General features: G+C 30.3%; 9 protein-coding genes. 7 read left to right on the top strand and 2 right to left on the bottom strand.

What is annotated here, in order from left to right; genetic code table 11:
- Positions 1–8 precede the first annotated feature (8 nt).
- The 6 genes from VG895_03080 (at position 9) to VG895_03055 (ending at position 9,212) form a co-directional block, all read left to right on the top strand.
- Positions 9–1,892, top strand: a complete 1,884-nt coding sequence (locus tag VG895_03080; GenBank protein ID HWA52008.1) for a sugar nucleotide-binding protein — start codon at positions 9–11, stop codon at positions 1,890–1,892.
- A 158-nt stretch (positions 1,893–2,050) separates the two neighbouring features.
- Positions 2,051–3,055, top strand: a complete 1,005-nt coding sequence (locus VG895_03075; protein ID HWA52007.1) for a glycosyltransferase family 2 protein — start codon at positions 2,051–2,053, stop codon at positions 3,053–3,055.
- A complete protein-coding gene (locus tag VG895_03070; protein HWA52006.1) occupies positions 3,052–3,756 on the top strand; it encodes a class I SAM-dependent methyltransferase in 705 nt (234 codons plus the stop codon). Before VG895_03075 ends, VG895_03070 begins: the two co-directional genes overlap by 4 nt.
- Positions 3,757–3,825: 69 nt before the next feature.
- Complete coding sequence (locus tag VG895_03065; protein ID HWA52005.1) at positions 3,826–5,898, top strand: discoidin domain-containing protein; 2,073 nt, start codon at positions 3,826–3,828, stop codon at positions 5,896–5,898.
- Positions 5,885–8,857 (top strand): hypothetical protein, encoded by a 2,973-nt coding sequence (locus tag VG895_03060; protein HWA52004.1) that lies wholly within the window; start codon positions 5,885–5,887, stop codon positions 8,855–8,857. The genes VG895_03065 and VG895_03060 overlap by 14 nt, the downstream gene beginning before the upstream one ends.
- Complete coding sequence (locus tag VG895_03055; protein HWA52003.1) at positions 8,838–9,212, top strand: hypothetical protein; 375 nt, start codon at positions 8,838–8,840, stop codon at positions 9,210–9,212. Before VG895_03060 ends, VG895_03055 begins: the two co-directional genes overlap by 20 nt.
- Here the strand turns inward: VG895_03055 and VG895_03050 are convergent.
- Complete coding sequence (locus tag VG895_03050; protein HWA52002.1) at positions 9,153–10,967, bottom strand: hypothetical protein; 1,815 nt, start codon at positions 10,965–10,967, stop codon at positions 9,153–9,155. The genes VG895_03055 and VG895_03050 overlap by 60 nt on opposite strands.
- Before the next feature lie 109 nt (positions 10,968–11,076).
- Between VG895_03050 and VG895_03045 the strand changes: the two genes are divergently transcribed.
- A complete protein-coding gene (locus tag VG895_03045; GenBank protein HWA52001.1) occupies positions 11,077–12,561 on the top strand; it encodes a glycosyltransferase family 39 protein in 1,485 nt (494 codons plus the stop codon).
- On the opposite strand, the gene VG895_03040 is transcribed toward VG895_03045, so the two are convergent.
- Positions 12,551–13,288, bottom strand: a complete 738-nt coding sequence (locus tag VG895_03040; GenBank protein HWA52000.1) for a glycosyltransferase family 2 protein — start codon at positions 13,286–13,288, stop codon at positions 12,551–12,553. The genes VG895_03045 and VG895_03040 overlap by 11 nt on opposite strands.
- Between the last annotated feature and the right edge of the window lie 20 nt (positions 13,289–13,308).

Here is a 13,308-nt window from a genome sequence, read left to right as displayed (position 1 = left end):
TGTGAAAAATGAAAAGCAATTTAAAAAGAATTTTAGTGACTGGGGCTAACGGAGCTGTTGCAAGTGATGTTGTCCCTGTTCTTTTGTCACGTGGTTATAGGGTTTTGGCTACTGATATTGATTGTCCTTCTGACTCTCCTTTTAAGCTTGAGTACATGGATATCCGAAAGCCTCGAGAGATAGAAAGCGTTTTTAGAAAATTTAAACCGCAATGTGTTATTCATCTTGCTGCAGAAGTTGATGTTGAACTTTGTGAAATTGATGAAAAACACGCAATGGAAACGAATACACAAGGTACAAGAAATATTGCCGATGCATGTAAAAAACATAAAGCCATAATGGTTTTTGCAAGTTCTGTAGGGGTTTTTGATGGCAAGAAAAAAAAGGCTTATGACGAGACAGATATACCCAGGCCAATTAACGTTTATGGAAAGAGTAAGTATGAAGCAGAAAAATACGTACAGGAAGAGTTAAGAAAATATTTTATAGTTCGATTTGGTTGGATGATGGGTGGTGTTGAAAAGGATAAAAAGTTTGTTGTTAAGATTTTGAAATTAATTAGAAAGGGAGTCAAAACACTTGATGTTGTTAAAGATAAAAAAGGAACTCCAGTTTATACATTAGATCTTGCTGAAACAATTGCAAATTTAATTACAACTGATGATTGGGGAATTTATCATATTGCCTGTCTTGGAACAGCAACAAGATTTGATGTTGCGAAACAAATTCTTTTAGAAATAAAGCGCAAGGATATTAAATTAAATGCGGTACTGACTGCTGGTGTTAATAAAATATTTTTTGCACCAAGGCCTGATAATGAATCAGTTGATACAACGAAGATTCGTCAGAAGTTTCCGGGAATACTTCGTGATTGGAAAGATGCGCTCCACGACTATCTGGGGACTGCTGCTGGATTTAATATAAGCGAAAATGAACCCAAGGTAACAATTATTATTTGTTTGTATATTGTTAATGACAGATTTTTTAAAGATCTTAGAAAATTTAAAAAATTAAAATATAAAAATTTTGAATTAATTGTAGTAGCAGATAAACCAGTAGAAATTCCAAAGCTTGGTTTTCCAACTAGAGTTGTTTTAACTGGCAAAGAAAGAACAGGCGTAGGTGAAAAAAGAGATGCAGCATTGTCTATGGCAAAAGGAGATATTATTGCATACATTGATGATGACGCTTATCCTTATCCAGAATGGCTAGCTAATGCAGTTTTAGATTTTAAGCATCCAAGAGTTGGAGCCGTCGGTGGTCCAAATATTACACCTAATGAAGATTCGTTTTGGGCGAAAATTGGTGGATATATTTATGAATCATATCTGATGAGCGGCGGAGCTCAATACCGCTTTATACCTACAAAAAAACAAACAGTAAATGAATTACAAGGGGTTAATTTGATTATTCGTAAAGATATTCTTAAAAAGATTGGTGGTTTTTCGACTAAACTTTTTAGTGGTGATGATACAAAAGTTTGTTATAGTATCAGACTCTTAGGATACGATGTTTTGTATGATCCTGATGTAAAAGTACATCACCATCGTCGCGAATTTCCAATAAAACATCTAAGGCAAGTAAGGACGATGGGTACACACCGGGGTTATTTTGTTAAAGAATATACAGAAACTTCATTGCATCCAATTTACTTTTTACCTAGTTTGTTTGCAATTTTTTATTTTCTTTTGTTAATTTTGGGTTTTTTAAATTCAACATTTTTTATTTTTTGGATACTGTGTAATTTAGTCTTTCTGAGTTTGGGTGTTTTATCACTTTATAAAAGAGTTGGTATTACAAATTCAGTTATATCTTCGTTTGGAATATTGATAACACATTTAACTTATGGATTTTTTTTCTTAAAAGGGCTCATTTTTGTGGATAAACTTTAAAGTGATAAATGTAATTGTTTTTGGAAATCTTTTGACAAGATATTATTAAGAATAAAGATTTTGAAGTAAGAACCATTGATGGATTTATTAAGGTTGTTGACTAGCAGATGGTTAACAAAAAAGTAAATTTTCCGAATTAATTAAGGTAAAGGAAAACTGTGAATTATAAAACAAAACTATTGCCAAAAGTATCAATTATAATTTTGTCTTTTAATGGTGAAAATTACTTAGTTGATTGTCTTTCTTCGATAAGGAAGCAAAATTATCCAAAAAACAAGATTGAAATTGTTGTAGTTGATAATGGAAGCAAGGATAAAAGTGTCGAGATAGCGCGAAAGTTTAAGTGTAAAGTTTTGATTAAACCGAAAACTGATATTTATGAAAACTGGGTTTTTGGAATGAAGATTATTACAGGAGATTTTGTTTATATGGTTGATCAGGATATTGAACTTAGAGATAAGAATTTTATTAAAAAGATGGTGAGGCCACTTTTTGAGGATGAAAGTATTTCTGGAAGTTATACTAGAGCTTATCCAAATAAGAAGATGTCTTGGATAAATCGCTATTTATCTTATCAGCCATCAATGTGTGATCCTTTATACGAATTTCTAACACCCTCAATCCAAAGTTCTGTTGTTAAAAAAAATAAAAATTACGAACTATGTGTATTTAATGATACAAATATTAATGCAGAATCAAGGATGCTCTATCGACTTTCTGTATTTAAAAAAACGCCGAATTGGAAAGCCAAGAGACTTTTTGATCATGATATTTTAGTATCTACAGTTAAACTTGGATTTAATAAATTTGCATATGTTCCTGCAGCTGGATTCTATCATTATCATGCAAAAGATTTTAGAAGTTTATTACGAAAGAGAGTTAGAAATTTGAAAATTCATTTTTTTCCATATCAAAGCTTGTTGCAATATAAGTGGGTGGATTCTAAACAAAAAAAACAAGTTTTGAGGCTCTTTTTGTGGGTCATATATGCTAATTTATTTTTCCCAGCTTTTTTAAAAGGTGTTTACAAAACACTCAAATATAAAGATGTTGTTTTGTTAATGGAGCCAATGGTGGTGATTATCATAACAGATTTTGTTCTGTTTTCTTTTTTGACTGATAAACGTGGAAGAAAAATTGTTTTTTCGTGGTTAAAATTATGAATGTAAATACATTCAAGCAAGAATACTTTAAAAATAGGAAATGGAAGTGCGCACCTAAAAAGATTGTAAATTCCGTAGTGAGCGAAGTTATGTCAGTTGCTTGTGAAATTTTGCCTTCTCACAAGTCTTTAACGGTTCTTGATATTGGTTGTGGGCAAGGAGAATATTCTATTGAATTTTCGAAGTATGCCCGAAAAGTAGTTGGAGTTGGGCCTGATTTTGATTCTTATAAAGAAGCTGTGAAATTCAGAAGAAAAACAAAATCGAAAGTTACCTTTATAAATTGTCCCGTTGAAAAATATAAAACTAAATCTAGTTTTGATATTGTTTTAAGCTTAACAACTGTTGAACATATGTCTCATGTCGAGAAATCCTTTAAAAGGATATTTGAGTTATTAAAACCGGGAGGGTTTATTTATTTGACGGCGCCAAATAAATGGTGGCCTTATGAATATCACTACAGGTTGTATTTTCTGTCCTGGTTACCACTTAAATTGGCAAATTTTTATGTAAAAACATATGGTCATAGAAGTTCGTATGAAGATAGTGCATATTCTAAATCTTATTTTGGTATGAAATCGTTGTTTGATAAATTTGATTGTACTTATGAGTTTGTTCTTCCTAGAGATTTAAATTCTTCGTATATTGGTTGTGGTGAACAAAGTTTTTTTTATATACAACTTTCAAGAAGTTTGGATTGATATTAATAAGTTGGTTTCCTTTTTTTTGGATTTTCTCGAAAGGATTCATAATGATAATTAAGAAAAATAATGATTAAGCGCAAACAAGTTTTTTTATATTTTTTGTCTGTTATTTTAGTAGTTGTTTCTATTGTTTATTTACCTTTCGTAAACGGTTTTTTTCAGCAGGATGAATGGAATTTATTTGGAGTTTTTACAGTTTTTAGGGGATTAGGACAAAATTTCTTTCTGCAAGATTTTATAAAAGGATCGGGCTTGCATTTTGTTCCTCTTGCCAATATATTTTCATATCTTGAATTTTCGCTACTTAAACTAAATTTTGTAGAATATGCTTTTACTAGTATTTTTTTTCATGTTCTGGCAACTGCTCTGGTTTTTGCTTTTGTTAGTTTGTTGATTAATAATAAGAGATTTGGATTATTATCAGCGCTTTTCTTTGGAATTTCTAATGCAGGAAATCAAGCTACTACATGGGTTGTTGCTAATGTCAGTGTTCAGGGAGCAGTAATTTTTTCGGTGTTATCGCTTATCTTTTTTATTAAATTTGCTAAATCTGCAAATAAAATTTCTTATTATATTTCTTATTTTTTATTAGTAATATCTCTTCTTTTTAAGGAAAATGCAATTGCGTTTTTTGTATTTTTACCAATAACTTTTTATTTGTACGCAAATAAAGATTTAAGAAAAAAATATTTTTATCCACTTTTTATTTTTGTGACAGGAGTGTTTTACGGATTAATTAAAGTATTTATGATTTTGCACGCTTCGGTTTCTGGGACTGCTGGTTCTCAATCTAAACTTGCAATTTTATATAATTTGATAACATTTCCCTTAAAAGGACTTGTCCAGACGATTATTCCTGTTGATTTGGAACTTTCTGTTGCAAAAAGTATTGCATTAATTTTTCCTGAGAAAGTTCGGGGTTTTTTTGCAACAACTCAGTTTGATATTTTTGTACAAAAAAGAGTATTAGAAATGTTAACTTTTGTATTTTTTTTAATTATAGTTTTTATTTGTTTCTTTATTTATAAAAAGATAGAAGATAAGAATATTAAAAAAGGAATTATTTTTGCGTTTATTTTTGTATTGATAAATAGTTTTATTTATGCACTTTCTCCAGACAGAGTTGGGATAATTCCTATTGTTGATTCTAGAAATCTGTATTTTTTAACAATTGGTTCTTCGATATTAATTTCAATTTGTATTTACTTTGTTTATTTATATAACACAAAGGTTGCTTTTTTAATTTCATTTTTATTTTTGGTTTTAAACATTTTTTATTTAAATAAAAACATAAGAAATGTGACAATGGATGGTGTATTGAGGAAAAATATATTGGATACGATTAAAAAGGACTACCCGATTCTTCCTGAAAAAACAATTGTTTTTACGCAATCAGATAGTTCGTTTTATGGATTGCCTGAAAACACGAAAATTATGCCATTTCAATCAGGTTTTGGACAAACTCTTTTAGTTTGGTATCAAGAAGAAGAAAATTTTCCGAAGGAGTTTTTTGAAAATAATTTTTTATGGAATATTGATTCAGAAGGTTATATGGAAAGTAACGGGAAAGGTTTTGGTTACTTTAGAAATTTTGGAGATATGATGAATTATATTAGTACAAGTAATCTTGATAAAAATAATGTAATTGCTTTTGATTTTAATTCATCAAATGATGTCTTGACCGATATCACGCAGGAAATGAGAGGGAGAATAGAAGGTTTTGAGGCAAAGAAAAGAATTTTAAATCCAAATCAAATAAAAATTTTTTCTTCGAGTAATAAAGATGGACTGAATAAAATACTTGATAGAAATGAAAAAACTTTTTGGGATTCAAAATTACCATATTCAAATTATCAATATTTACTTCTCTCTTTTAATAAGCCACATGCTGTTGCTCGTCTTACTATTGATTCGTATAATAACGTGAATCAGCTTAATGTTGGTTATAGAATTGAAATCTCTAACGATAATAAAAATTGGCAAGAGGTTTTCGAAAATAGAAGCGATGGAAGCGAGAATGGTAAAGTGGATATTTATTTCAAGCCAATTAGTGCAAAATATATTAAAATTGAACAAATAGGAAATGATAACTATACGGATTGGGTAATTAATGAATTGACTGTTTATGAGAAATATTAAAAAAAATATTATAGTTTTGTTTTTGATTGTTTTATCTTTAACTCCAGTGATTTGGTTTGTTGGGAGACCGGGAATCTTAGTTGATGGTGTTGATACTAATTTTCCATTACAACCTGCCTTGTGGTTTGCGAGGCGTTTTTTTGCATGGACAAACATAACGAACGCAGGGTCCGATTTTTCAGCTGGAAGCGCCGGAACACTTTTCCATTTTTTGCAGTTTGTTCCGTTTAAACTAGGGTTTTCTTTACAAACAGTGGAACTTTTTAGTTTTATTTTTTGGTTTACATTAATTATCTTTTCTTCATGGTTTTTGGCGCGACTGGTATTTCCAAAAAAGAATATCCCGCAAATGATTTTTGTAATTTTATATTCATTTAATATTTATTTATTTAATAGTTGGGAAAATGTAAAAGTTTCTAATTTGTCTTTGATTTCCGCAATACCAATTGGTTTGTCAACTTTAATACTTCTCCGTCAAAAGAAAATTAAACGTGAAATTTCGTTTTTGCTATTTCTTGTAACAGGAATTATTTTGATGGGAGCAGGAATTAACCCAGCATATATTATTTGTTTCTTTGTTGTCCTTGGTATATATGTATTTTCACAGATTATTTTGGATTTTAAGAATAAGGATGAAGTGTTGCAAGATATTTTAAATTTTGTTTTATTTGGTTTTATTGTTGCCTTAGTAAATGCTTCTTGGATTTTGCCAACTGTTCATTTTATTTTTTCAAGCATTACTGCAAGCAATAGTATTGGTAGTATTGGGTTTTCGAATTGGGTAGATAGTCTTTCTCAAAATACAAGCTTGATTAATGTTTTTAGAATGATGGGAGCATGGGACTGGTATTCTTTTGATGGTATTACAAAAGCTCCGCTTTATATCCCGTATGCTACAAGATATTTTTTCAATCCGCTTTTTGTTGGTTTTAGTTTTTTTATTCCATCACTTTCTTTAATTGCTTTTATTTTTAGAAAAAGAATTAATAATGTTTTTTATATTTCGTTTGCTTTAATGCTTGTAATTGGTCTTTTTTTGACTGCAGGGACACATCCTCCTACGGGAGTTTTGTTTGCTTTTTTGGGAAATCATTTACCATTTTTTAGTTTGTTTAGAAGTCCTTGGTATATTTTTGCACCCCTTGTTGCTTTGCCTATAGCGGGATTGGTATCTGCATTATTTTTTAATTTAGGTGAGTTAATAAAGAACAAACGAGTTGTTAATTCTTTTGGTTTATTTGTAATAATTGGTTTTTTAATTTATTCGTATCCACTAGTTTTAGGAAAAATTTTCAGACCAGATTTTAATGGAACTTTTTATCTTAAGTTTCCTGACTATGTATTTGAAGCAGAAACCTTTCTTAATAATAATCCTTCTAGGGGAAGAATTTTGAGTTATGCTGACGATAATATTGAAAAATTTAGTTGGGGATATAGCGGAGTTGATTCAATTTTAAATCTTATGACAGATAGAGAAGTTGTAGACGCACCTTTGAATGACACTACATCTCCGATTTCACAAATAATTACACAAACGTATGAGTCTTTAAAAAGAAATGAAATAGATAAAGCCTCAAACCTAATGAATGTAATGAATATCGGTCAGATATTTGTGAAAAATGATCAGGTGACATTGATGCCTAAAATTTCAAACCAAATTGCAAATAATTTAGAGCGTACGTTTGGACAATGGAATTTCTATAACTTTCCAAAAAACAATCCTACTCCAGAGATTTACTCTGCGGACTGTTGTAATTTGAGTTATCCATATAACGATAGTGCTTTAAATTTGGGAATTTTAAATAATAAAATTTTAGTTAATCCGAAAGACAGTCTTTTTGCTCAGGAGGACTTTTCTAACTTTACCTCAACTACAATTCATACAAAAAACTTGCAACTTTCAAATTATCTTTTAAGTGTTAGTGGGCAAGGAAATTTCAAGGAGAATCTTGAATTTAGGGATTTAAGTAAAGCTGAATATGACTTTGACGTACCATCTGCCGGGATGTATTCTCCAATTTTACAAAGATATGGTCTTGATTATTTTGGAGTTATAAGCGGAAATAAAATGACTGTTAATTTGGATGGAAAGAATGAAATTTGGACGGTTGCGAAGTCTGATGATTCGTATGTGTATTTTATGCCAATTGATATTTTGCAAGGTGGCCATAAAGCTACAATAAGTATTGATGTTAAAAATATGGTTAACTTACAAAATTTCAATTATGTAGGGAAGGCGGATTTTAACTTAGAAAATAATATTTTTACTATTTTTAATAAAAATAAAAATGATGCTATGGTAAATTTCCTGATTAATAATTTTGACCCTTATTCTTTTTATGTTATTAATGTGAGTTATCGGCAGATTTATGGAAATAAGGCGCAAGTTTTACTTTCTCAAAAGCAAAACAATACGCCACTTAAAAATGGCGCTGAAGTTATGCCAGATTATCCAGATTGGCAAGATTATAGTTTTTATTATCAACCTATTGAGACCAATTCAACATTAAATTTAAGTTTGGTGTCTCCACAAACGGAAGATGTTTTAGGAACAAAGGTGGAATATCAAAATCTTTCGGTGCAAAAAATATTTGCAAATGATTTATTTTTTGAATCTAGTGCCTCAATGTCGTTTTCTCAACCTATTGTGAAATTTAGTAAAAATTCACCTGTTTTTTATAGTGGTGAGGTTACAAATGTCAACGGTCCTTATGTAATTGTTTTCGGTGAAAATTATTCTCCAGATTGGCAAATAAATATTGAAGGAGAAAATAATGAAGTATTTCACTTTACTGCAAATTATTATGAAAATGCGTGGTTTGTAAACAGCAAAAAGGGAAATTATAAATTTACGATTTACTATAAACCTCAAAGTCTTTTGAATATCGGTTACCTTATTGCAGGCGTATCAGCATTTTTCGTTTTCGCATATTTTATATATGAAAAGATTAAAAGATAGGATTTCTATAATTTTTAAAGAGTGGATTAATAAAAACAATTATAGACTTGCTGTTTTTAATATTCTAATTGTTTCACTTTTTTTACTCCGTTCTGCTGGCTATTTCCAGCCTTATTTTCCAATTAGTGTTAATTTTATTGTAGTTGTCGGACTAATTTTGTCTACTTTTTTGCTTGGTGTGAAAAGCGTGACTACTTTTTTAATAACTTTATTTTTTTGGATATTTGCTGCTCTTTTACAGATATTAAGAATAGATGTTTGGGCCGAAAGAACGGGAATTTATGCGTATGAATCTTTAGTGTTTGGAGTACTTCTTTTTATTTTTGAAAGTGTTTACAGCAAATATAAAAAATGAAGTAATTATTGTTGTAGTTGTAATCGCTAGACCAAAGATGAAAGATGTTGGTTTGTAAACAAAATTGACAAATTTTGTGTTCTTGTTTATTGATACTTCTCGTGTTTTGCTTAAAGTTTCATTGATTTTTAAACTTCTATTGCCGTTTGCAAAAGCGTACCAATCTTGATTGTAAACTTCAGAAAGAATTAGGGAATTGCTTTTGTAATTTGACGTGTTTACTTGGATAAAATTTGGAGTGTAAATGTTTATTGGATAATTAGAGCGGGGAAGATTGATTTTATTTTTATAAACTAAATATTGGCCAAATATTTTTATTAACTGCAGATTTTTGTCTGTTAAAAGATGGTTTGAAATGATATATTTTATATTGTATTGTGATAGTTCTGGTGAGTAAGGTTGCAAGTTTTCGTAATCGAAAATTTCAAACGGGGGAATTGATAAGGTGTATCGCATATTAAAGTAGCTTTGAGAGAGCTGTTCACTCTCGTCGTAATAATTTATTTGTTGAAGTGTACCGTAGCCATCGGCGAGTTGTAGGTGATAGTTTGCGGCTTCTTTTTGGGATAAACATCTATTTAGACAAAACACACGAAACATGCTTTTGTCACTGCTTAAAAATTCATAAAGTTCTCTCGGAGCCGCTGTGGTGTCTGTTTGAATTGGATGAATTATTTTTGTCCACGAAGTCAGAAGTGACTCGATAATTGCAAGGAAAATAATTATATAAATTAAGAATTTTATTTTTTTAAATTTTAGTAAAGATTGAATTCCCAGACCTGCTAAAAAAAGCGCTATGAAAACTATTAAAAACCAGAAACGAGTCGAGACTCGAAAGAGTATGTACCAGTTTTCTCTAATTAGCAGATTGTATATTGGCGAGGCATTGTTTAAAGAAATTAAAATTATTATTAGGGATATTAGTCCAACTAAAGTTTTATTTTTAGTATTTAAATTCAGAAAGCCTACGAATGAAAGAAAACTAACAAAAAAACCTATGCCAATAATTTTTTCAGTATCCAAGTTTTGAATAAAGTTACCGCCGAATAATATTGGTGAAAATGCGGCTTTTATGAATTCGGCTTTAGAAAGCCATTTAGGATATACATCGGGGTGAATTAATAATAAGTTTCTTGTGGTTTGGTTTTGCCACGAGAGCTGAGGTAATAGAGCAATTGCAACAAAGCCAAAGGAAAAGATACCGACCAGTGAGAAATAAATAATTTTTTTTACGATATTTTTTTTGCCTTGAGAAATAAGGAAAAGAAATAAAAATCCTGAAGAAATTACGGCAATTATGAAAATGAGAAGGTGCGTGTAGAAAATTAGAGCTAAGAACACACTTAATAAAAAAATATTTTTAAAAGTTTGTTTTCTTGATAAAAGTATTGTAAATAAAAAAACAAACGGTAACCAACTCCAAGAAGCTATTAGTCCGTAATGACCTGCTTCTATATAGCCTGAAAGTTTTGGAGAGAAGACGTATAAAATAGATAATATAATTGAAATCTTTTTTGAAAACTTAAAGCCCAATAATGATAGTAAATACATTCCAATTCCTGAAAAGAAAATATGAATGAAGACGGAAACCATGAAACCTGCGTCTATATTTCGAAAAAATAAAAAAATGATATTTGGTAAGTAAAAAATCGGTGCTTGGGGATCGGGAAGAAGTGGTGTTCCTGAAAAAAATAAATTATTCCAAAAAGGTAGTTGGTGGTATTTTATTAAAGTTTCTTTAGTGAAATAAAACATTGGATAGAAAAAATTAGTAAGATCGTTACCTCGATTTAAGAGAAGGTTTGAGTTTAACAGAATCGGAATATAGAAAACGAGACTTGTGAGAAGTAAAATAAGAATAAACATGAAATTTAAAAATTTTCGAATCAGTTTATCATTTTTAATTATTATTGTTACAGCATTTGTTCTTCGTGTTTTTACTTTAAATAAGTTAATGGTTTTTACTCCAGATGAAGAATATGTACTTTACATTACAAAAACATTGACTAGTAATTTTCATATTATTTGGATTGGAGTTAGCGCTCTTGGATTTGATTTTTATATGGGGCCTGGGTTGAATTACTTTTTGGTGCCTTTCATGTGGCTTTTTAACGGAAACCCTTTTGTTTGGGGATTGATTGCTTGTCTTTTTGGAGTTGCTGCCTGTGTTCTAATTTATTTTTTCGCTAATAAACTTTTCGGTAGGAAGACAGCAATTATTGCATCTATTCTTTATGCAGTTTCTGCTCTTGTTGTTTATTACGATCAGCAGCCGTATCCAACTGCAGTTCCTTTTTTGTCGATGGCTATGATTATTTCTATTTACAACACGCGTCATTCGAAGTACTGGTGGATTGTCTTTGCTTTTTTGTATGGAATTGTTTTTCATATTCATTTGTCAATGGTGTTGGTTGTTTTTGTAGCCATTTATTGGGGAATAACACATAAAAAAACTTGGAATATTAAGATTTTAGTTTTATCTTTCCTGACATTTTTGACAGTTATTTCACCGCTAATTGTTTTTAATTACTTTCATAATTGGAGTGACTTCACTGCTCCGATTAGAGTTTTTCAAGCGCTCGGAAAAAATAAAAATCAAACAAACATGTTTATTAGAATTCAGACTTTGACAAAAGCAACAAGCAGACTTTTTTATCTTGCGCCTGGGAAAACTAATACTGATGAAATTTTATATCCTTGTAACACATTGCCTAATAATAATTCTACAAAAGCTTCCTGGATTATTATATGCATTGCTTTGATTTTACTAATAATTTATTTTTTGAAGAAAGATTTCTGGAAAAATGAAGCAAAGAGGCTAATTTTTGTTTTTAGTTTAGCTTATTTAATACCTTTTATTTTTCTGTCTTCTGTAGGTTCTGTTGAATATTATTTACTTGGTTTTTTTCCGATCTTTTTCATTATTGTTGCCTATACAATTGCAAACTTAAATAGGTTATTTCGATACGTATTTTATTTTTTGATTTTGTGTTTCGTAATATTTAATGTTTTTACAATTTTTAGCGCAAGTGGAGAGTTCGGTCTGGCTACAAAAAGAAAAATGATAAGTGATGTTATGCAAATTGTTGGCAACTCGAGTTTTAGTTTGCAAGAGATGGGCGGGCCATGTCAAGGAACAGCTGGGTGGGGGTATTTGTTCACAATTTACGGGAGGGCTCCGGAAGATAATATTGCAGATAAGCAATTTTCTTGGCTTTTGCCTGTTGGAAATCTAGAGAATACAAAATATAAAGTTGTCATTAACGAGTCGAGATTTGCTATCGATGAAACAGGTTACAAAAACATAATTAGAGAAGGTGGTTTTACTGCTTATATTTTCAAAAATTAAATTTTTGTTTAATAAAAAAATAGAATATATAAATTTGTATAACTATTGCCCAATTAATTGTTTGCCACCATCTACCAACGATTGCGGATTTTCTCGTACTCTTTGTATAACTTATGGGAATTTCGACGAACTTCAAATTTTGTGTAACTACATGAAGCGTCAGTTCGGTATTAAATAGAGCTGTTCCGTTATTACTCCATTTTGAAATGTTTTTTTTAAGTGCCTCTTTCTTAAACAATTTATAGGTGCAGCCAACATCTGTCAGTGCAACGCTGTTGAATAATATTTCGATTGTCTTTGCTTCTAAAACATTGGCGAATTTTCTTATGATACCCATCCCCGTTCCGGAAAGAGAGCCGATTTGGCTAGTTCTGGTGCCAAGTACAACATCGAAATCTCGTGAGTAGACTAAAAATTTTTCTATGTCGCTTGCTTTCAGGGAACCATCTGCTTCGCATATAACGATATAGTCACATGAAGCTTTTTTAATTGCAGTTTTATATGCGTAACCATATCCTTGTTTTTTTTCGTAATATATTTTTACGATTCCTTTTTTGAAAGGTGTCGATTTTGTAATTTCTTTGTAGGTGCCTTTTTCTGCATTATTGTCTATTACTATTATTTCATCTACAAAGTTAGTTTTATAAAAATTATCGAGTACTGATTTAATTGTTTTTTTCTCTCTGTATGTTGCGATTGCAACTGACACAGTTTTACCCTCGTACATTTGCTGTAATTCTAGTATAA

The sequence above is a fragment of the Patescibacteria group bacterium genome, assembly GCA_035549555.1.
Taxonomy (GTDB): domain Bacteria; phylum Patescibacteriota; class Microgenomatia; order UBA8517; family UBA8517; genus Co84-156.
This window is presented reverse-complemented; position numbering and strand designations above follow the sequence as displayed.